Annotated in this window: 13 protein-coding genes, 5 tRNA genes and 3 pseudogenes; 8 read left to right on the forward strand and 13 right to left on the reverse strand. The window is 47.1% G+C overall.

Annotation, left to right across the window (positions count from 1 at the left end):
* Nucleotides 1-80 precede the first annotated feature (80 nt).
* From gorA to L4D19_RS14645, 4 genes and pseudogenes are all read left to right on the forward strand, one after another.
* Entirely contained in the window at nt 81-1,439 is a 1,359-nt protein-coding gene (gene gorA, locus L4D19_RS14630) for a glutathione-disulfide reductase (RefSeq protein WP_428453051.1), read from the forward strand.
* A gap of 97 nt (nt 1,440-1,536) precedes the next feature.
* Nucleotides 1,537-1,767 (forward strand): annotated as a pseudogene (locus tag L4D19_RS14635) (site-specific integrase); the annotation flags it as partial.
* A pseudogene (locus L4D19_RS14640) lies at nt 1,765-2,307 on the forward strand (hypothetical protein); the annotation flags it as partial. The pseudogenes L4D19_RS14635 and L4D19_RS14640, both read left to right, overlap by 3 nt.
* A 3-nt stretch (nt 2,308-2,310) precedes the next feature.
* Nucleotides 2,311-2,769: a hypothetical protein gene (locus L4D19_RS14645; protein ID WP_428453052.1), complete on the forward strand. Its 459-nt coding sequence runs from the start codon at nt 2,311-2,313 to the stop codon at nt 2,767-2,769.
* Nucleotides 2,770-2,945: 176 nt separating this feature from the next.
* Here L4D19_RS14645 and L4D19_RS14650 read toward each other — a convergent pair whose 3' ends face one another.
* The gene (locus L4D19_RS14650) at nt 2,946-5,387 is read right to left on the reverse strand and encodes an SIR2 family protein (RefSeq protein WP_428453053.1); all 2,442 of its coding nucleotides are present in this window, start codon (nt 5,385-5,387) and stop codon (nt 2,946-2,948) included.
* A gap of 327 nt (nt 5,388-5,714) precedes the next feature.
* Nucleotides 5,715-6,872, reverse strand: a pseudogene (locus L4D19_RS14655) (IS3 family transposase).
* A gap of 856 nt (nt 6,873-7,728) precedes the next feature.
* On the opposite strand from L4D19_RS14655, the gene L4D19_RS14660 reads away from it, so the two are divergent.
* The gene (locus L4D19_RS14660) at nt 7,729-9,096 is read left to right on the forward strand and encodes a YjiH family protein (protein WP_428453054.1); all 1,368 of its coding nucleotides are present in this window, start codon (nt 7,729-7,731) and stop codon (nt 9,094-9,096) included.
* A gap of 423 nt (nt 9,097-9,519) precedes the next feature.
* Here L4D19_RS14660 and L4D19_RS14665 read toward each other — a convergent pair whose 3' ends face one another.
* The 10 genes from L4D19_RS14665 to L4D19_RS14710 form a co-directional block, all read right to left on the reverse strand.
* On the reverse strand, nt 9,520-10,461 hold the full coding sequence (locus L4D19_RS14665) for an ABC transporter permease (RefSeq protein WP_160658049.1): 942 nt from the start codon (nt 10,459-10,461) through the stop codon (nt 9,520-9,522).
* Nucleotides 10,462-10,464: 3 nt separating this feature from the next.
* The gene (locus L4D19_RS14670) at nt 10,465-11,442 is read right to left on the reverse strand and encodes an ABC transporter permease (protein ID WP_160658047.1); all 978 of its coding nucleotides are present in this window, start codon (nt 11,440-11,442) and stop codon (nt 10,465-10,467) included.
* A 108-nt stretch (nt 11,443-11,550) separates the two neighbouring features.
* Nucleotides 11,551-13,104, reverse strand: coding sequence for an ABC transporter substrate-binding protein (locus tag L4D19_RS14675; RefSeq protein WP_428453055.1), 1,554 nt, complete (start codon nt 13,102-13,104; stop codon nt 11,551-11,553).
* Nucleotides 13,105-13,216: 112 nt separating this feature from the next.
* Nucleotides 13,217-14,935, reverse strand: a complete 1,719-nt coding sequence (locus L4D19_RS14680) for a dipeptide ABC transporter ATP-binding protein (protein WP_428453056.1) — start codon at nt 14,933-14,935, stop codon at nt 13,217-13,219.
* A gap of 546 nt (nt 14,936-15,481) precedes the next feature.
* On the reverse strand, nt 15,482-15,733 hold the full coding sequence (locus tag L4D19_RS14685) for a hypothetical protein (protein WP_428453057.1): 252 nt from the start codon (nt 15,731-15,733) through the stop codon (nt 15,482-15,484).
* A 69-nt stretch (nt 15,734-15,802) separates the two neighbouring features.
* Nucleotides 15,803-15,879: transfer RNA gene (locus tag L4D19_RS14690), tRNA-Pro, on the reverse strand.
* Nucleotides 15,880-15,948: 69 nt separating this feature from the next.
* A tRNA-His gene (locus L4D19_RS14695) sits at nt 15,949-16,024 on the reverse strand.
* Nucleotides 16,025-16,066: 42 nt separating this feature from the next.
* Nucleotides 16,067-16,143 (reverse strand) — tRNA-Pro (locus L4D19_RS14700).
* 69 nt (nt 16,144-16,212) lie between these two features.
* A tRNA-His gene (locus L4D19_RS14705) sits at nt 16,213-16,288 on the reverse strand.
* A gap of 31 nt (nt 16,289-16,319) precedes the next feature.
* Nucleotides 16,320-16,396, reverse strand: a tRNA-Arg gene (locus L4D19_RS14710).
* Nucleotides 16,397-16,688: 292 nt separating this feature from the next.
* Between L4D19_RS14710 and L4D19_RS14715 the strand changes: the two genes are divergently transcribed.
* Complete coding sequence (locus L4D19_RS14715) at nt 16,689-17,099, forward strand: c-type cytochrome (RefSeq protein WP_428453058.1); 411 nt, start codon at nt 16,689-16,691, stop codon at nt 17,097-17,099.
* 69 nt (nt 17,100-17,168) lie between these two features.
* On the opposite strand, the gene rep is transcribed toward L4D19_RS14715, so the two are convergent.
* Nucleotides 17,169-19,184, reverse strand: a complete 2,016-nt coding sequence (gene rep / locus L4D19_RS14720; RefSeq protein ID WP_428453059.1) for a DNA helicase Rep — start codon at nt 19,182-19,184, stop codon at nt 17,169-17,171.
* A gap of 198 nt (nt 19,185-19,382) precedes the next feature.
* Here rep and L4D19_RS14725 point away from each other — a divergent pair, with 198 nt between their 5' ends.
* Nucleotides 19,383-19,949 carry a TetR/AcrR family transcriptional regulator gene (locus L4D19_RS14725; protein WP_428453060.1) on the forward strand — a complete coding sequence of 189 codons (567 nt, stop codon included), beginning with the start codon at nt 19,383-19,385 and terminating at the stop codon, nt 19,947-19,949.
* A 28-nt stretch (nt 19,950-19,977) separates the two neighbouring features.
* Complete coding sequence (locus L4D19_RS14730; protein ID WP_428453061.1) at nt 19,978-21,084, forward strand: efflux RND transporter periplasmic adaptor subunit; 1,107 nt, start codon at nt 19,978-19,980, stop codon at nt 21,082-21,084.
* Nucleotides 21,085-21,093: the final 9 nt, after the last annotated feature.

Genomic DNA, 21,093 nt, shown 5'->3' on the forward strand with positions numbered 1-21,093 from the left:
ATCCTCCCCTCTCGTAACTCCCTGCGTTCTTGATTACACTAGGTTTAGCTAATAAATCGTAGAATTAAGCGGAGAAAGTCATGGCAAAGCATTTTGATTACATTTGTATCGGCGGCGGCAGCGGCGGTATTGCATCAGCAAACCGTGCAGCAATGTATGGTGCCAAGGTTGCTCTGATCGAAGCCAAAGCGTTAGGCGGTACCTGTGTAAACGTCGGCTGTGTTCCGAAGAAAGTTATGTGGCACGGCGCACAAATTGCCGAAGCCATGCACCTGTATGCCAAAGATTACGGCTTTGATGTCGATGTCAAAAAATTCGACTGGAGCAAGCTGGTAGAGAGCCGCGAGGCGTACATCAGCCGCATTCATACCGCGTACGATAATGTGCTTGGCAACAACAAGATTGAAGTGATCAATGGTTTTGCCCGCTTTGTTGATCAGAAGACCATCGAGGTAAACGGTGAGCACTATACGGCCGATCACATCCTGATTGCCGTCGGCGGCGAACCAACCATTCCTAACGTACCGGGTGCCGAGCACGGCATCGATTCCAACGGCTTCTTTGAGCTGAACGAGCAACCAAAGCGTAGTGCTGTGATCGGCGCAGGCTACATCGCCGTTGAAATCGCCGGCGTACTGAGCGCACTGGGTACCGACACCCACCTGTTCGTCCGTAAGGAGTCTCCGCTACGCAGCTTCGACCCGATGATCATCAATACACTGGTCGAAGTGATGGATGCGGAAGGCCCGACCCTGCACACCCACTCAATTCCGAAAGAAGTGGTGAAAGAAGCAGACGGCTCTGTCACGCTGCACTTCGAAAACGGTGAATCTCACAATACCGATGTGCTGATCTGGGCTATCGGCCGTAACCCGACCACGGACAAAATCAACCTGGCCGCTACCGGTGTTGAGACCAACAGCCGCGGCTACATCAAAGTTGATGAGTACCAGCAGACCAACGTCGACGGTATTTACTGCGTCGGCGATATCATGGAAGGCGGTATCGAACTGACACCTGTCGCAGTCAAGGCCGGCCGTCAGCTTTCTGAGCGCTTGTTCAACGGCAAAACCGACGCCAAGATGGACTATAAGCTGGTCCCGACCGTGGTCTTTAGCCACCCGCCAATCGGCACCATCGGCCTGACCGAGCCGGAAGCCATTGCCGAATACGGCGAAGAAAATGTGAAAGTCTACCAGTCCGGATTCACTGCAATGTATACCGCCGTAACCACCCACCGCCAGCCATGCAAAATGAAGCTAGTGTGCGCCGGTCCTGACGAGAAAGTGATCGGCCTTCACGGCATCGGCTATACGGTGGATGAAATGATCCAGGGCTTTGGTGTGGCGATGAAGATGGGGGCTACCAAGGCAGATTTCGACAGCGTCGTGGCTATCCACCCAACAGGGTCGGAAGAGTTTGTTACCATGAGGGGTTAGTGTAGGAAAAGCATCTTACACACGTAAATAAATCTGGGAAATAATCCACCACTGTCCATTCTGTATATATGGACAGTGGTATTTTTCAGGTGGATTTATGACATACCTTATACACTCCAGCGATGTTTCTAAGGAGACTGAGCTACAAAAACTTGATGATGGTTCATTCCATTGCCAACCCACCAATGACAATATCTGCTCGCTACCGACACTCTTTTCGCAAGATGGCGTATTCAATCACGAAGCCAACAACTATCTGTTTTATCTCAAGGCAGTAAAGAAAGCTGAAGACCTATCCCCTTGCGCCCAAGCTCTACGTTCCTACTACCATACCAACGGTGGCAAACTAGCACGGCTACGATACCTGAAAGTGGATAAGAAAGTTCAAAAAGCACTTGATGAGATCAATGCTGAAACCACAGCTAATAAAATCTTTAAGCAATGGCACTCGGATGAGAAGCTATCAGGGACTCATGGTAAGGCGATAGTGAAAATGCGAGGTGATGTACCGACCATCTATAGCTCTTGGGATGTGATATACAAGGCCGTCAAGGATGGCAAGCTTACGCTTCATGGTTCAATTCACAGTTATTGCAAATCCGGCTACCAATGCGATATGGACGGTGTGGTCGTCCCCCAGTTCTGTGTGGATTGTGGCTCTGGCAGTAGCATCATTGATGAACAGCAGGCGAAGTGGTGGCAGAAAAAGCACCGCAGCTTGGCTACTTACATGGGGTCCGGGGAAGAAATTTCGGTGAGTGAGCATAACCACTATGTCACTCAGGTAAGGGCCGCTGAAAAGGTCATGGAGGACTTTGATATGGATTTTACGCCGTTTGAAGCTGGCTTGATAGTTGGGGGAGTTTAAGTCATGGGAAAGAGTGAAAACACCCTTCTCGCCCTTGAAGCAGCTTTAAAGCGTATAGCTGAAGGCAACCCCAAGCGTATTCCTGTAGGTCGTAACCTCAGTGTTAGAGCAGTCGAAGAAGAAGCAAGTTTGGGTAACGGCAGTGGTTATTACTACCCTGAATTTGTTGAGAAGGTTAAGCTGACCAAAGCTGAAATCGCCGCAGGTAAAGGCGAAATCATCCAACCAGAGATCCAGACGGTACGCACAAAGCTAAAAGAGCAAAAGCGCATCAAGGATAACTACAAGGCCAAGTATGAGGCCGAGCGAGAGAAGTTAGCCCTGTTTGCGGCTGCGCAGCATCATCTAAACGATAAGCTGGTTCAGGCATTGGCTCGTATTGATAATTTAGAATTTGAAAACGCAAATCTTAGATCTGAACTAGCAGAACTTAAGCGAAGCAAGGTTGCTCCTATCAAGTAAAACAGCATGTACCCGCTTGAGTCATGCTCAAGCGGGTTATTCGCCAACCCTTCTCAGGGTATTATGTTTCAGTGTGACTAGTCGAAGGCCAAGGAAAGCTTCCAGGGACCTTTAGCACTTTCTCGTACGCATTACTCGATGTCTATACAAGTTAATGATTAATAAACTTATATAGCTTATCGTTCGATGATTGATTTCAAAATAGACTGTGTACGTTCCAATTGTTGAATACTGTAACTTTGTTCGTCATCAGCCTCTTGAATTGAAGCTAAAACCTGTTTGCAACTCTCTAAGAAAAGACCTTTGTTCTTTTTCGACAACTTATCAAAATTATTTTCATAAAATTCACGATAGCGAGCAAGCTGCCTAAACTTGAAAATATCGTTTTTCAAATAACTCAATAGCTTATGTGCTTGTGAAAATTTACCGTAAACCTTCTGGCCGTCTGAAATGTCATTGCATTCCATTAACCACAAGCGAGCTTGCTGTGTGTCAATGTTATCTGTGTGGTAATCTTTCTTATTTTGGGCAAGTGCATATGCTTGATCTAAGAACTGTTGTGCTTTGCCATAGTTTTTAAAGACGATAACAGACATAGCATATTGTAGCCAGAAATGCGGGTCTTTGTTTAACCATCTAACTTCTAGCTTAAGATCAGAATAGTAGCGAATCAGGTTACCAACCTTTGTCGATTTTGGAAGAATACGCTCCACAAAGGAGAATTTAAGCATTGATTTAAACACTCGCGTTTGTGTAGCATCACGGCCTGATACCTTGTTAAGTTTACCGGCAATTGACAGCAAGCTAGCCGTTATGTAAGAGGCTGAGAAATGCTCTTTAACCAAGCAGATACAAAACAAACTCGAAGCGCTTTGAACTTCTCCATTAATGATCGTAAAAATCTGCCTAAATTCTTTCATGGAGGTAAATGCTGGGTCGTAGATGGCATCATTACCAGCTAGCTCCGAGATAAGCGCACGATTTGCACTAACACCAATAATTCTGCACAAACAAATAGTAAACAACGTAGATTCATAGTTTTTATTAGCTTTAAACTTAGAAACCAATACGGTGATTTTACTTTTGATATTTGGAGAATCTAACAATGACAATAAAGCTGTAGAGATTTGATTATCATTGTTGAATTGCAGGTAACGAAGCTTCTGGTTGTGAGTGAAGCCGGCGTTTTCCCCCCAAAGACCTAAGTTGTCAATAATATCTATAAAGCTATTTCGTTCTTCTTCATATAACAGGTCAACGTTAATCTCAGAAAAATTGAAGTTCCATTCTAACAATCGTTCACGAAAGAATTCATGATCAGCAATTCTCGCTGTTGCCACGACTTGAATCTTTCCAGAGCTGGTTGCTGATACATGTTGGATAACATCGATGTATTGCTCATAGTCATCTATCAATAGGATTGATTTACTAGATTGTTGAGCCAGGTAGTCTAAGTCACCAATATAGTCACCATCTAAGTCATCAATTTCGTATACATTGTGCCCACTAGAAGTTAGTTGACACCTCAGCTCTTTGAGCAAGATCGATTTACCATTGCCTAACGCACTATAAAGAACAATATTTTTTTCTTTGTCTAGGTTTGTACAAATTTCTTCAATTTGGTTTCTAAGAATTAGGAACGGAACCTCTATATGGCCGAGCATGCAAGAATCAATTGAATCATCATTAACATCACCATACATCAGCATAGTTTCAATCTGATCATCTCTAACATTTGGTGCTGCATTGCCTAGTTCATAAAGTCTTAGAGACTCAAGTGAATGCTCTTCATGTTCTGTAGGATTGTCAGCAATGAACTTGGCAATCTCTGCAGCAAATCCATCAGTACCGATAGGAACAACAGTACCAAACTTGGATAACGTGAACTCAAGCTCCATATCAGGTTCTGGTAGAGTGATGAAGTAAGTTTTTGCGACTAAATGTTCATCTTTAAACATGATTTTCTGGATATCAATGTCATACATTGAGTATCCAACAAAAATGATGGCACTTGCTCTGTCCAAATCTCGTTTGAATGGATAGAACCAATCTGAAGTCACAAAGGAGTCAGAAGAGATGTATGAGGAAGACGAGAGTTTAAATGAGTCTTCAAGTGAATCTTCTGTCAGGCTGTTAATTGACCCATTGAGATGCACACAAAAACCACTTCGTTGATAATACTCACTTACGGGATGAAGTAAGTCAACGGTCTCAATTATCTTGCCAGACTTCTGAGATGCCAGTTCAATTGATAAGTCATAGTTTGTGGTGTAAAACCGACGCCAAGGCAAACTACAAATTGTTTGATGAGCTTCCGAAGTAGATCGTAAGGTGTAATTTTCTTTTAGCAGTGCGACTAACTCTGACTTGGGCTTTTTTGACATGAAGTAATCTGATGTAAACATGAGATTATCATTCTGCTTAATTCCCATGCTTTCACATAAAGCGTGTGAAAGGCGCTTTGCTCCTAATGGCTCCTTTCCTGAAACTGTTTCAGCTCCAAATGAAAAACCAGCCCCAGTAAACATGATTGCTTTTCCGCTATTTATTGAAGTTAGGATCTTCTCAATATCATAGTTTGGCTGAACAGTTTTAACGGAAGTTGCATCAAATTCCATATCTAAGCCTCTGTTTTTTTTCTAATGATCACCACCAACAAGCCAATCTAACACAATCACTTTAACTGGTGTATCGATATATCTACCAACTATCGTATAGCCTGCCAAATGGCTACATTTAAAGAGATGCTATGTATATCCGAGGAAAATAGGGTATTTTCGATTTGATAGGCTATTCAAAGTTTCACCACAACACATAACAGTGGAAGCTAAGTGTTAGAGTTTCGGTAGTGCTACTTTTTCTGGAAACTGGTACTATTAATAATCAAATTTTAGGAAAAGTAGCGGAAAAACACTTTTCTTCTGGAAAAGGCTCAAATGTAGTGGTCAACTAATTCCGGACAGTAAGTTAAGTCGATTTTCTACTTCAGCTGGTGCGATACTACCACTATAGCTGTGTGGTCGTTGCCAGTTGTAATAGTCCATCAGATAAAAACTGATATCCTTCATTGCTTCGGACACAGAGCGGTAACCCGCTTTGGGCACCCATTCTGACTTCAAGCTTCGGAACAGCCTTTCCATAGGCGCATTATCCCAACAGTTACCTCGGCGACTCATGCTCTGCTCCATGCGGTAGCGCCACAAGTACTGTCGGAACTTACGGCTGGCGTACTGGCACCCTTGGTCAGAGTGAAACAGTACGCCCTCAGGACGGCCTCTTTGTTCGTAAGCTATCGCTAATGCCTTTGTTACTAATGCTGCATCGGGCTTGTCAGATAGTGCCCAACCAACAACTCGACGGCTGAACAAATCAATAACGACGGCGAGATAGCACCATCGACTTCCAACCCAGATATATGTAATGTCACCACACTTGGTTTGGCACGCTGACATCGAACTCTCTGTTCAGGCGGTTCGGGATATCTGGACGCTCAATGGTCGCACTTCTATATGCATGAGAGCCAGGTTGCTTACTCATGAGCTTGGCTTCTTTCATCAAGCGCCTCACTTTGAAACGACCGATGGTGTAACCACGCTCGCGCATCATTGCAACGATAGAGCGGCTGCCAGCCGAACTACGACCAAGAGTAAATAAACGCTTCACTTCACTGCGTAAAGCCAAGCGCTCAACATTAACGTGTTGTTGCCTTTGTTTGTACTCGTAGTAGCTTGATGAGGCGACTTCGAACACGGAACAGACCATTTCAACCGTATCATGCTCCCTCAACTGGTCTATCAGCGTGTACGTTCGAGTTCGTCCGACATTAAGAGAGCAGTGGCCTTTTTTAGAATGGCTTTTTCTCGCTCTAGGCGATTAATACGAGCCTCTAGTTCTTGGATCTTCTGCTGCTCTGGCGTCAACGCTTTAGAGTTTGGTGTTGACCCATTCCGTTCCTCTTTTAGTTGCTCGACCCAGCGCCGCAATGCTGTATCTCCAACATCAACAGCACGACTTGCTTCTGGAATTGTATAGTTTTGGTCAAGCACTAGACTTACTGCATCACGCTTGAACTCTGGACTAAATGATCGACGTTTCTTGGTCATTGAACACCTCTTAATGAATGGTAACTTTACCACCTAAAATGGTGTCCGGCTTTATTAGACCACTACAAAAAGCCTCTTCGTATGTACCTTTCCAGATTTATTGCAGAACCTACCTGTGTTGGTATATTGATACTATGCGCTAAGTAACAATAGGCTAGTGGCAGTTTCCACCAGCCTAGATATAAGTCTTCTCTAGACAACCTACCAAGCTGGTTAGATGCCTCACTGCGGCGCGTCTAACCAGCTTTTTGTTATACGGTTTTTCACTACACGCTACACCTCTCTTAATCAGCTCAACCGCTTTAGTACATAACCCTCGCCACCATTATTAACCTCTGATGAATATAACCCTCACCATTCATTCAAACCCCAAATGAGAAGATCGAGACATATTGATCCACTAAAGGAAAACCACCAATGGAATGTCGCTGTACTCAAGTGATTAGAATTAAAAGGAACTTCTGGCAACGTTTGCTCTATAAATCCATCTATCGCTGCAAGCAATGCAACAAGGTTTTCAAGCTATAAAAGACAATCAGGAGGGAGCCGCCTCCTTTTCATTCATACCTTTTTGTTTTTCCTTTCTCGGTCGTCAGAAAGCGGCAATAGTTTGTGTTTTTTATTAGTTAACCGAATGCATATCTCGTCATCACACCCTGATTGCAAGTAACTGCAAATAGGACATTTGACAGAATAAAAGTGAATAAATACACATTAAACACCGCAAAGTATTCCATTTCCAAACTAAAAACTGTAACCTTTCACCACCTGATTATGGAAGATCAGTGAATATTTATTCCGAAAGGCATAGAGCAGTTATTTACTCCCAGTCAATACAGTTAGTTAAAGGTCGAGTATGCAGGATCAGGCGATAGCAACATCATCCAGAAACAAAGCCACGTGGCTTATGTTTCTTCTTCCTTCACTGTTAGGTGTGTTTCTGTTCATGGCACCTATCGAATACCAGGACACCCTAACCATTCCTATTGCAGTGCTGGCCAAGTCCGTTCAGACGCTGTTTGACGGTATGCTGACAGCCATTGTGACATTCGTGATCTCCCTGACCGCAGGGGCAGCCATTTTGACAAAACTCTTCAAGCCTCGAGCGATCACCGAAAATAGCTTTTTGAGCGGCCTGCTCAACCCGACGCTGCCATGGTTTGTTGTCCAGCAAATGGGCGCCGTGTTCGTCCTGATGACCTTCTTTGGCATTGGTCCAGAGATGATCCATGATGGTGCCACAGGCGGACTGGTACTCAATGACTTGCTGCCTGTCCTGTTTTCGGTATTTCTGTTCGCTGGCCTACTGCTGCCGCTTCTGCTGAACTTTGGCCTGCTTGAGTTCGTCGGCGCCCTGTTTACCCGTATCATGCGCCCGCTCTTCAACCTGCCGGGACGTTCTGCCGTTAACTGTATCGCCTCATGGCTAGGTGACGGTAGCGTCGGCGTACTGATGACCAGCAAGCAATACGAGAGCAAAATCTACACGGAACGTGAAGCTGCAGTAATTGGTACCACATTTACCGCCGTCTCCATCACGTTCAGCCTGGTGGTTATCGCTCAGGTTAACCTGGAACACATGTTCGCCCCGTTCTATATGACGGTTTGTCTGGCAGGCCTGGCAGCGGCTGTCATTGTGCCTCGCCTACCGCCGCTATCCTGGAAAAAAGATAAGTACATCGACGGTACCGATCTTACCGAAGACTACGAAGCCGTACCGGCAGGAAAAACAGTTGTTAGTTTTGGCCTGGAACAGGCACTCAGCAAAGCCGCTGAAGTAAAAAGTCTCCGTCATGTCGTCACGGAAGGGGTGAAAAATGCCGTCGATATGATTTTTGGTGTACTGCCTGTGGTGATGGCAATCGGTACTGTCGCACTGGTGATCGCTGAAAACACGCCGGTATTCAGCATCCTCGGACTGCCATTTATTCCGTTCCTGGAGCTACTGCAGATTCCTGAAGCGACTGCGGCATCCGAGACCATTGTGGTCGGTTTTGCCGATATGTTCCTGCCGTCAATTCTGGCATCCGGCATTGAAAGCGATCTGACTCGCTTCGTCATTGCAGCGATGTCGGTTACCCAGCTGATTTATATGTCGGAAATCGGTGCCCTGCTGATCGGCAGTAAAATCCCGGTTAAGCCATGGGAGCTGTTCATGATCTTCATCCTGCGTACTATCGTTACCCTACCGGTCATCGCTCTGATGGGACACCTGTTCTTTTAACCGATAGTTATCCTCCATACAAAAAAACCAGCTGTCCGCAGCTGGTTTTTTATTGCCTCCTTACAAGCCCCTGCATGCCCCTCAGCACCGTTTCATCAATATCAAAACACCATTCTCAAAACCTTAACCTCATTAAGCGATAACCCCTTCACGAGAGCTGATGTTCACTAGCCTTCATGACGTCATCAGTTACTCTATAAGAAGCGTCTTCTCTAAGTCGGTAATAACATCCATCTCTCTTCACATTTATGCCTTTCCCACTGATATCATCCTGCTGGGTGCTCATTCATATAGAACGAGAAGCTTAGCCTTGGCAAAGGCTATATGCGCACAGAAACAATGAATGGTGGTTAACTGACCCATAACGATATCGCCAGACATAAAAAAAGCGGCCTGCTGGCCGCTTTCTCATACATCTGTCGGTTAACCTTTGTAGATCTTCGGATTAAAGACATCACGTAGCCAGTCACCCAGCAAGTTGATAACCAGCACCAGGGTAACCAGTACCAAACCTGGGAAGGCAGTGATCCACCATGAACCCGAGAAGATGTAGTTAAAGCCGATACTAATCAGCGAGCCGAGTGACGGCTGATCAACCGGCAGACCTAACCCGAGGAAAGAGAGGGCGGCTTCGGACATAATCGCATTCGCCACCTGTACAGTCGAAATAACCAGAATTGGAGACAGGCAGTTTGGCAGAATATGACGGAACATGATACGAGGCGCCTTAAAGCCCATCACCCGTGCAGCCTCAACATACTCTTTCTTCTTCTCGGCCAGTACCGAGGCACGCACTGTCCGCGCATACTGCGGCCATTCCGCCACCCCGATGATCACCACCAGCATCACTACCGCATACTGGGCAAATAACTCGGCACCCAGTGCAGTACGGAAGATAGCCGAAACAATGATAGCTACCATCATGGTCGAAAAAGACAGCTGAACATCAGCAAAGCGCATCAGGAAACTATCGACACGGCCGCCGTAATAACCGGCACTCAAGCCGATAACCACGCCAAGTATCAACTGCAAACCAACGGCCAGAAGACCAATCGTCAGCGATAGACGTGAGCCGTAAAGCATGGTCGAGAAAATATCTCGTCCCTGATCATCGGTACCCAGCAAGAAACGGCTATCACCCTCCTCCATCCATGAAGGCGGCAATTCGGAGTCCATGATATCAATGGTAGACAGATCGTACGGGTTAGTCGGTGCTACCCAAGGTGCCAGCACCGCCGAGACCACAAAAACCATAAAGACTGCAAAGCTGAACATTGCCACTTTGTCTTTGAGGAAATAATACAGAATGTCCGATTGCTTAAATCGTTCCCAACGGCTCGGCGCTGCTACTGTCGTACTACTCATGACTTACTCTCCTTTGCCAGTCAGGTTGACAGTCGGGTTAACCAAACCATACAGCAGGTCAACAATGGTGTTGGTGACGACGAAGATCAGACCAACAAAAATAACGTATGCGGTGATCAGCGGGGTATCAACACGGTTAATCGCTTCGAGGAACAAGAAGCCGGTACCCGGCCACTGGAACACCGTTTCGGTCAAAATGGTATAAGCCACCATGGTACCTATCTGCACGCCGCCTACCGTCAGCACCGGTAGCATGGTATTTTTCAGTGCGTGCTGATAATAAATTTTATTCATCGCCAGGCCCTTGGCCTTGGCAAACTTGATGTATTCCGAGCTCAGGACTTCCAGCATCTCAGAGCGAACCAGACGGATAAACAGCGGCAGCATGATTGATGCAAGAGCCACACAAGGCAACACGAGATGGCGAAGTCCGTCGAGGGTAAAGAAGCCTGACTCCCAGCCAAGCAGGTTGTAGGTGTCCCCCCGACCGAAAGAAGGCAGCCAGCCAAGTTCAATCGAAAATACATACATCAGCATGATCGCTGTCAGGAACACAGGGATCGAGATCCCGATACTACTGAAAGCCATCACCACTTTGGTAAACAGGCTATTGGGGTGGATAGCGGAATAAACCCCGAGTGGTATCGACACCACTATAATAATTAACGTTGCCCCGAACACCAGCTCCAATGTGGCTACCAGCTTGTCGAGAATAACGTCGACTGCCGGACGCTTAAAGAAGTAGGATGTTCCTAAATCTCCCTGAACGGCATTGCCGAGAAAACGGCTGTATTTGGCTACAAACGGGTCGTTCAAACCCAACTCATCACGTAGTTGTTGACGTTCAGCTTCTGATACCGACTGCCCCACCAGCTCGCGCAATGGGTCGCCAAGGTTATCCTGAATGGCAAACGCCACCAGACTGATCACAAACATCACTATCAGTGCCTGAAACAGGCGCTTGACCAGAAACGTAAACATTCCTTGCCCCTTTTATCATCCTGAAAATCAGTGCCGGAAAACCCTTTCCGGCACTCAGCTTACTTTATTGCTTGATTTCTTGGTGACATAACGTCTTATAACAAGTCGTTAGTCGACAACAAGATCACCAAAATATGGCATTACCATCGGGTTAACGATGTCAGCAGCATGAACGTTCGACTTAGCACCCCATGCTTCACTCTGCCAGTGTAGAGGGACAAACGCCGCCTCGTTGTACAGGGTTGCTTCCACTTTCTGCAGGATCGCAGCACGCTTGGCCGGATCAGTTTCTACGTTTGATGCTGTAACCAGCTTATCAACCTCGGCATTTGAATAGTGGCCACAGTTGTACTGACCTTTACCGGTTTCCTCATTACGCGTCATGGTCAGGAACTCAGAGAAGTTCGCTGAGTCCTCTGTATCCGAGTGCCAGCCGATCATCATCATGTCAGCCGCACAGACATCGAACTCAGGCCAGTATTGCGCTTTTGGCAACGTCTTCAGATCAACCTTGATGCCAATTTTCGACAGCATCGCCGCAGCAGCCTGAGCTACCTTGGCGTCATTCACGTAACGGTTATTCGGTGCCATCATGGTTAGCTTGAAGCCTTTCTCATAACCGGCTTCCTTCATTAGCTGCTTGGCTTTTTTCAGATCGTAGCGTGGAACTAGCTCTTCACTGTAGCCCGCGTAACCAGAAGGCCCCTGTTGACCAGCCGCTGTCGCAAAGCCTTTCATGATTTTCTTCACGATGCCTTCGTTATTGATCGCATGCACAATCGCCTGGCGGACACGTACATCTTTCAGTGCTTCATTGCTGCTCTGGTTCATCTGGAAGGTGATAATACGAGTACCAGGCAAGGTCACCAAATCGATACCGTCTGCACTCTTAACACGTTTATGATCATTCGGGGCAACCGGATGAATCATATCTACACCGCCAGAAAGCAACGCGGCAACACGGGTGGCATCTTCTTTGATTGGTAGCAAGGTCAGCTTATCAACGTTACCTTTGGACTCTTTGTCCCAGTAATCCGCAAAGCGCTCAAAGTCGACCTTCACACCCTGCTCACGGGCAGTCACGATGAAAGGACCGGTACCAGATAGGTTGGTTGAGGCAAAAGAGTTACCGTGCTTAACAAGCTCTGCTTTATCTTTACCGTCTTTTGTTTTACCGCTATAGAACTTGCTGTCCATCGGGAAAATGTAAGTTGCAGTCTGCAGTACCAGCGGGTAAGGACCGGAAGATATCAAATCGATCGTGTAATCGTTAACTTTCTTAAGCTCTGTATACGGTTCGAAGATCGCTTTAAAGTCTGGCGAGCTCTTTAGACGATTGAATGTCCATACCACATCATCTGCGGTCATGACGTTGCCAGAATGGAACTTCACACCTTCACGAAGCTTAAAACGGAAAGTGGTGTCATCGATACGCTCCCAGCTTTCAGCCAGACGCGGCTCAAAATCCATCTCTTGGGTAAAACGTACCAAGGGATCAAATACCATATGGGACAGTTGCAGTGTGCCACCGGAAAGCTGCTCATGCGGATCCAGTGATACAGGGTCAGCACTATAGCCAACTTTGATGTCAGCTGCTGCTGCACTAAAACTCAGGCCTGCGGCCATTAAAGCGACTGCCAGCTTGGTCTTGATGGTTTTCATTGCATAGCTCCTTTATGCGGGGGAGAGAACTCCCTTGCCGTTGTGTTTGCTTGTTATTGGTTCTTGCATATACCAGCCCCTGCCACCGCGTCTCAGGCGATGGAGGCAGAGGTTAAGCTAACTTCAATCCTTCTTGGCTCATGCCTTTAAACTCTGGCATCAGCGAGATAAGTTGTTTGCTGTATTCATGCTGTGGCGCGGTAAACAGCTGCTCGGTCGGTGAGACTTCCAGCAGTGTGCCCATTTGCATCACACCGATGCGGTCACACATCTGGCGGATCACAGGCAAATCGTGGCTGATAAACAGCATGGTGAGGTTCAGCTCGTCCTGCAGATCTTTTAGCAGGTTCAGAATCTGTGCCTGTACCGACACATCCAGTGCCGAAGTCGGCTCATCACAAATAAGCAGACGCGGGCGGGTTGCCAGTGCACGAGCGATAGAAATACGCTGGCGCTGCCCTCCGGAGAATTCGTGCGGATATTTCACTCCCGAAGCACGGCCCAAACCCACATGATCCAGCAAATCATTTACGATTTGACGGGTCTGCGCTTCGTTGTCAGTCAGTTTATGGAAACGAATCGGCTCGGCAATGATGTCGAAAATTTTCATCCGCGGGTTCATCGAGGTATACGGATTCTGGAATACCATCTGCATCTGGCGACGCAGCGGACGGCGCTCGGCCTCGCTCTTCAGAGCGGTAAGGTCAATCCCTTCGAACACCACCTTGCCGGAGTTTGGCGGATACAGGCCAGCGATCACCCGAGCAATGGTCGATTTACCGGAGCCGGACTCACCAACCAGACCAAATGTTTCACCTTCGAAGATTTCAAAGCTGACATTATTAGACGCCTGAACGTATTCACGGCGGCTTTCAAAGAAAGAGTTCTTGGTGATAAAGCGCAAATTGACATTTTCAACTTGCAGCAAGGCACCGTTATAGCTGCGCTGATCTTCACTCTGGCCCAGCCAGTGGTTCTTGACGTCCAGCTGGGTCATTTCCTGCGCTTCTTCAATGTAGCTGACCAGCGGGAAGCGCTTCAGCTTAACATCAGAGCGCGGTACCGCAGAGATGAGGCTCTGGGTATAGGGATGATTCGGACGGCCTAATACCTGCTCGGTGGCACCAATTTCGACCAGATCGCCACGGTACATTACCGCAACCCGATCCGTCACATTGGAAACAACCCCCATATCATGGGTAACCAGCATACAGCCGACGTTTTTCTTAACACAGAGCTCACGGATAAGGTTCAGAATTTGGTCCTGAATCGAAACATCCAGCGCCGTGGTAGGCTCATCGGCAATAATCAGATCAGGTTCACCCGCCAGTGCAATCGCAATCACCACTCGCTGACGCATGCCGCCGGAAAACTGATGGGGATACTGCTTGATCCGCAGTTCAGGCTGAGGAATACCCACCTGCTCCATTAAACCCAGAGCGCGAGTATAGGCTTCTTCCTGACTCACCTGTAAATTGGTGATGATGGTTTCTATCAGTTGCTGTTCGACCGTAAACAGAGGATTCAGTGATGTCATCGGATCCTGGAAGATAAAACCAATTTTCGACCCACGCACTTTTCTCATCTGCTCAGGCGTTAAACCTGACACTTTTTCACCGTCAAGATACACATCGCCACTGGCGATTTGTCCCGGCGGGCTCAGCAGATCAATCACAGCATTACCGACTGTGGATTTACCTGCGCCTGATTCTCCCACCACACCGACGATTTCACCGCGCTCAATCGAGAACGACAGTGATTTCACTGCGGCATGAACACCATGACGAGATGGATATTCAATGCGGAGATTTTTAACTTCTAATAATGCCATTACCAGACCCCAACTGCTTGGCAGCGTTCTGCCCTGTCTGAAAAATTGAATCCTTTCATTTCCAGCACAAATTGCTGAATACATGTTAAGCAGTCAATTTGGCAAAAATTTCACAGAAAATCAACAAAACAAGCTGAAAAACTGCAGAAATGAATAATTTTCGAATAATTAATCATTATATCACGTTCAAAAAGCAAACAAAGCAAGTTTAAGCCATCATCCTCACAGCCAATTAGCGCTTTGTTTATCAGCACATCACGCTGGAATTATCGTTATAAGCTATACCATCACCACAGAGCATGATGAATAATTTCTCACACACAAAAACCCGCACCCTTAACAAAATATAAACAAAAAACTATAAAACCCTACCTTTTTGGTGGTAATGGTGGGTTAGGTAATAATTTGCAAAACAGATAACTGCATATAGATAAACTTTGCAGCAGATCACACTAAGAAGAATTGGGGGATTTGATCGTCAGCTAAGTGCGTTTTTTATTAAAACGTCAAGATAGCTTTACTAATAGACAGCAAGGAGCAGCCGACTCATTCACCCAGCTTATAGTTATGAGCTATACGGCTTGCCAGATTCGACTGAAAGCGAACAAAGATCGGTGATGTGTCACTCGATGGATGACTGATGAAGAGAAAATCGGACTGGCTACTGCGCTCCATCCACAGACAGAGATCTACAGACATAAAAAAAACCAGTCTGACGACTGGGGTTTCGAATGGTGGTCGGTGAAGAGGGATTCGACGCGGCTGGGCTTCCGGCGGGGCGGCCAGCCCCCGACCCATATGCGGTTTCCCACAACCGGAGCTCAAATGCAAAAAAGCCCCGTCATTACTGACGAGGCTTTTGAATGGTGGTCGGTGAAGAGGGATTCGAACCCCCGACCCTCTGGTCCCAAACCAGATGCGCTACCAAGCTGCGCTATTCACCGACATTGTTTTATTTTGAATCATCAAAATGGGGAACCTTATCTACTAAGTAAACTGGGTTACCGAGTTAATGGGGTGGCTAACGAGATTCGAACTCGCGACCACCGGAATCACAATCCAGGGCTCTACCAACTGAGCTATAGCCACCACTAACTTTTTATATAACTGCCTTGGCAATTATTGAAATAGTGGTCGGTGAAGAGGGATTCGAACCCCCGACCCTCTGGTCCCAAACCAGATGCGCTACCAAGCTGCGCTATTCACCGACAATGTTCTATTATAAGAACGTTTCGTTTCGAACTAAATCAAAACTGGGAACCGGAGTTACCAAATAATGGGGTGGCTAACGAGATTCGAACTCGCGACCACCGGAATCACAATCCAGGGCTCTACCAACTGAGCTATAGCCACCACTATTTTTTGCCAATATTTCAATCCGGAATGGCGCGCCCGAAAGGATTCGAACCTTCGACCTTTGGCTCCGGAGGCCAACGCTCTATCCAGCTGAGCTACGGGCGCCTTGCCCTATCGGCGGAGGTGAATATTACGGATCACACTGCCCCTCGTCTAGTCTTTTTTAAGATTTTTTTTCCGTTCGCTGTAAATATAAACAAATAACTGTTGATTCGTATCATACAAAAACAGCCACCCGGTTTATCACTGTAAATTTAGGAGATATAATCACGTGGTTGTTACATTTTAAACAATCTGTAAATAATCACTGCCTTGTCTCAACAGTACGACTAAAACAACTCATGCAATACGACTGTGGCAATCGCACATAAAAATCTGGAAGTGTAAGGTGAGCTCAATGGAATTATCTCTTCGACAACTAATAGTAGCCGCAGTAGCAGCAATAACTTTAGCCGGCTCTGCCGTGGCAGCTGATATGTCAGACGAAGCTATTGCGGAACGAATTCAGCCAGTTGGCTCAGTATATCTTGAAGGTGATGCCCCCGCAGGACCTTCGGTTGCAGCCGGTCCGCGCAGCGGCGATACCGTTTATGGCACGTTTTGTGTTGCCTGCCATGGTGCCGGCATTATGGGCGCACCGAAGAAAGGTGATGCTGCCGACTGGGAAGCCCGTCTTGCCAAGGGCAACGATGTACTGGCCGATCACGCCATCAACGGCTTCAATGCAATGCCGGCCAAAGGCTCATGTATGGATTGTAGCGATGACGAAATCATTGCCGCCATCGACCACATGATTGAAGGCCTATAAGCTAGAAGCTAGAGAGCAAAAAGGGTTGGTGCTATTGCACCAACCCTTTTTTAGGTATCTATTAATTAACTATTTCTTGAACATTGACCGGATGTTGGCAATATGCGCCTGCCCTTTCTGCATCCGCTCTTGCTGAGTCACCGGCTTCTTATCGGCCTCCCACTCCAAGTCATCCTGAGGCAATTCATATAAGAAGCGACTTGGCTCCGGTTTTAGCAACTCACCAAATTGTCGGCGCTCTTTACATAAGGTAAAGGTCAGCTCTTTCTGGGCACGGGTAATACCGACATAGGCCAAGCGGCGTTCTTCCTCGACATTGTCTTCGTCAATACTGCTCTGGTGCGGCAATATTCCTTCTTCAGTACCAATCAGGTAAACATACGGAAACTCAAGCCCCTTTGAGGCATGCAAGGTCATCAGCTGGACCTGGTCGGCATCATCGTCATCTTCGCCGCGCTCCATCATGTCGCGCAGGGTCAGCCTCTGCACCACCTCTTTCAGGGTTTTCACTTCCTGATCGTAATTGTCGCCTTCCAGATCAGCAGTGATCCAGCTATAGAGATCAGAGACGTTCTTCATCCGCATCTCGGCCGCCTTCGGACTCGCCGACGTCTCATACAGCCAGTCTTCATAGTTGATATCACGAACCAGCTGGCGGACTGCCGCAACGGTATCACCACGCTCGGCATTATCGGACAGCTCAACCACCCAGCGGGTAAAGCGCTGCAACGATTCCAGCCCCCGGCCACTTAAATGCTGTTCCAATCCCAGCTCAAAGCTGGCAGCAAACAGGCTTTTCCCTCGCATGTTGGCATAGGTCCCCAACTTCTCCAGCGTTACCGGGCCAATTTCACGTCGCGGCGTATTAACAATCCGCAAAAAGGCATTGTCATCATCCAGATTGGTCAATAAACGCAGGTACGCCATGATGTCTTTGATTTCGGCCCGCGAGAAGAAAGATGTCCCCCCGGAAATTTTATAGGGGATCCTGTTTTGCATCAGGGCTTTTTCAAACAACCGTGACTGATGGTTACCCCGGTACAAAATCGCATAATCTTTGTACCCGGTATTATTCAGAAAGCGATGGGCAATCAGCTCTCCCACCACCTTCTCTGCCTCGTGCTCTTCGTTCTTGGCCGTGATCACCTTGAGCATTTCCCCATCGGGGATCTCTGAAAACAGCGCCTTCTCAAATAAGTGAGGATTATTGGCAATCAAAATATTGGCCGTGCGCAAGATACGGCTGGTCGAGCGGTAGTTCTGCTCCAGCTTGATCACCCGAAGTGACGGAAAATCTTTATTTAGCAAGCCGAGGTTTTCCGGCTGAGCGCCGCGCCAGGAATATATCGACTGATCATCATCACCGACAACGGTAAAACGTGAGCGCTCGCCCACCAGCAGTTTCACAAACAGGTATTGGCTGGTATTGGTATCTTGGTATTCATCCACCAGCAGGTAGCGAATACGGTTCTGCCAACGCTGACGAACGTCCTGGTTATCCCTCAGCAATAGTACCGGCATCAGGATCAGATCATCGAAATCGAGGGCGTTATAGGCCTTCATCTGCTTCTGGTACATGTCATAACAATGAGCAAATAACTGATCTTTTTCTGATTTCGCATACGCCATGGCTTCGCCCGGCGACAGCATGTCATTCTTCCAGTTAGAAATCGTCGACATCAACTGCTTGAGCAAGTCTTTGTCACCATCAATTTCGGCCTCGGTCAGTTCTTTGAGCAACGCCATCTGGTCCTGATCGTCAAACAAAGAAAAACTGGCTTTCAGGCCCAGAACTTTGTATTCACGGCGAATAATATTAAGACCAAGGGTATGGAAGGTAGAAACCATCAACCCTTTGGCCTCCTGACGCCCTAATGTCTGCCCGACACGCTCTTTCATTTCGCGAGCGGCCTTGTTGGTGAACGTCAAGGCCGCGATATTTCTGGCCTTATAGTCACAGTGCTGGACTAGGTACGCGATTTTGTTGGTAATCACCCGGGTTTTGCCTGATCCGGCGCCTGCCAGCACTAAACACGGCCCAGCGACGTAATTTACTGCTTCGGTTTGCCTTGGGTTCAGTTTCATCAGCGTATCCTATGTCGTTTTTGATCATCTAGAGGTCAGCAGGCGCATTGTAGCGGGTTCCTGTCACATGTCTATTCGCCCCCGAATATTCATCGCTGATACCGTCTTCTATTAAGAAAACACTTGCACAAAAAACTTTGCTCCATAAAATAATGAATGAACATTCATTCATTACCTTTTTTTACATTTGTGACTTTTATGAGTGATAAGAAAACACGCATATTGCAGGCCACTGAGAAGTTGCTGGCAATATATGGCTTTCACGGTATATCCATGCAGATGGTCGCCAAGGAAGCAGGTGTCGCGGCGGGGACCATTTATCGCTACTTCGAGGATAAAGACGACTTACTCCACCAGCTTCATGACCATATTTTAACTCACGTGGCGAACAAAATTACTCAGAACGTGTCAGATGAAATGCCTCTGAAAAATCGCTTCCGTACCATGTGGTTGAATATTTGGAACATGGCTAATCAGGGGGATGCCCCACTGATAAACCGTGGTCAGTTTGAAAATCTGCCAAGGCGTCAGGGACAGGAACAGCATCAGTTGGAACAAAAGCTCTTTGCCAAGGTCAACCAGCTGTTTGATGAAGGAAAAGCCTGCGGTCAATTTAAGCAACTCGATAATGAAATTTTAAGTGTTTTAAGCCTTGAGCCAAGCGCTTGCCTGGCTCGCAAACATGTAAACGGTGTTTTCAACGTTAGCGACGATGCACGAGATGCTGCACTCGAAGCGTGTTGGGATGCCATAACACAGCATTAACATTAGCAATTCCGGAGCACACCATAAAATGAAAAAATGGATAGTGATGCTACTTCTCGCACTTCTGCTGTTCGGTAGTGTGATTGGTTTCAATCTGTACAAGCAGAAGATGATAGCAGAGTACATGGCTAACATGCCTGAGCCTGAATTTCCTGTAACCATTGTAGAAACTCAATCAACCAACTGGATACCGGCGATTGAAGCCATCGGCTTCATCGAACCAAACCAAGGGGTCACAATTACGACTGAAACCTCGGGCGTAATTAACAAGATTGATTTCGAATCAGGCTCGACAGTCAAAACAGACCAGCCTCTGGTCAGTCTTGACTCAGATGTTGAAATTGCCAACCTGAAAAGCTCTGAGGCTCGCCTACCAGCAGCAAAAGCCAAGTATGCTCGTTACCAAGGGCTATACAAAAAAGGCTCAATCTCCAAAGAAGCCTATGATGATGCCGAAGCGTCTTACTTCTCGCTATCAGCTGACATTGAAAGTCTGAAGGCGACCATTGACCGCCGCACGATTAAAGCACCATTTGATGGTGTCGTCGGCCTGCGTAATGTTTTCCTTGGCCAGTACATCCAGCCAGGTGATGACATTGTCCGCCTGGAAGATACCACGCTGATGAAATTGCGCTTTACTGTGCCACAAACTGATATCTCGGATATCCACCTAGGCCAGGACATCGAGATTTTTGTCGACGCCTATCCTGAAACACCATTCAGCGGCAAGATTAGTGCAATCGAGCCAGCCGTTAACTATCAGAGCGGCCTGGTACAGGTTCAGGCTGATATTCCAAACAATGAAGGCCAGCTACGCAGCGGTATGTTTGCCCGTGCCCACATTATTTTGCCGACACTGGAAGACCAAATCACGCTGCCACAGACAGCCATCACCTTTACGCTATACGGTGACAACGTCTACTTGGTAGGCAAAGATGACAAGGGCGATCTACGTGTCCGTCAGTCAGTGGTTAAAGTCGGTGAACGCAAAGGCGAGGTCGCACATATCCTTGATGGCGTCAAAGCCGGTGACACTGTTGTCACATCCGGTCAGGTTCGCCTGAGTAATGACGCGAAGGTGCGTATTGTCGAAAGCAATGCACTCGAAGCGCCAGCAGAAACACCAATGCTGTAATCCGGAGGA

It is taken from the genome of Photobacterium kasasachensis (assembly GCF_050336885.1).
Lineage (GTDB): Bacteria > Pseudomonadota > Gammaproteobacteria > Enterobacterales > Vibrionaceae > Photobacterium > Photobacterium kasasachensis.

What these genes read in the sequence shown, in the direction of transcription:
- gorA (WP_428453051.1), top strand. Translation starts at nt 81, where the DNA reads ATGGCAAAGCATTTTGATTACATTTGTATCGGCGGCGGCAGCGGCGGT.
- L4D19_RS14645 (WP_428453052.1), top strand. Translation starts at nt 2,311, where the DNA reads ATGGGAAAGAGTGAAAACACCCTTCTCGCCCTTGAAGCAGCTTTAAAG.
- L4D19_RS14650 (WP_428453053.1), bottom strand. Translation starts at nt 5,387, where the DNA reads ATGGAATTTGATGCAACTTCCGTTAAAACTGTTCAGCCAAACTATGAT.
- L4D19_RS14660 (WP_428453054.1), top strand. Translation starts at nt 7,729, where the DNA reads ATGCAGGATCAGGCGATAGCAACATCATCCAGAAACAAAGCCACGTGG.
- L4D19_RS14665 (WP_160658049.1), bottom strand. Translation starts at nt 10,461, where the DNA reads ATGAGTAGTACGACAGTAGCAGCGCCGAGCCGTTGGGAACGATTTAAG.
- L4D19_RS14670 (WP_160658047.1), bottom strand. Translation starts at nt 11,442, where the DNA reads ATGTTTACGTTTCTGGTCAAGCGCCTGTTTCAGGCACTGATAGTGATG.
- L4D19_RS14675 (WP_428453055.1), bottom strand. Translation starts at nt 13,104, where the DNA reads ATGAAAACCATCAAGACCAAGCTGGCAGTCGCTTTAATGGCCGCAGGC.
- L4D19_RS14680 (WP_428453056.1), bottom strand. Translation starts at nt 14,935, where the DNA reads ATGGCATTATTAGAAGTTAAAAATCTCCGCATTGAATATCCATCTCGT.
- L4D19_RS14685 (WP_428453057.1), bottom strand. Translation starts at nt 15,733, where the DNA reads ATGGGTCGGGGGCTGGCCGCCCCGCCGGAAGCCCAGCCGCGTCGAATC.
- L4D19_RS14715 (WP_428453058.1), top strand. Translation starts at nt 16,689, where the DNA reads ATGGAATTATCTCTTCGACAACTAATAGTAGCCGCAGTAGCAGCAATA.
- rep (WP_428453059.1), bottom strand. Translation starts at nt 19,184, where the DNA reads ATGAAACTGAACCCAAGGCAAACCGAAGCAGTAAATTACGTCGCTGGG.
- L4D19_RS14725 (WP_428453060.1), top strand. Translation starts at nt 19,383, where the DNA reads ATGAGTGATAAGAAAACACGCATATTGCAGGCCACTGAGAAGTTGCTG.
- L4D19_RS14730 (WP_428453061.1), top strand. Translation starts at nt 19,978, where the DNA reads ATGAAAAAATGGATAGTGATGCTACTTCTCGCACTTCTGCTGTTCGGT.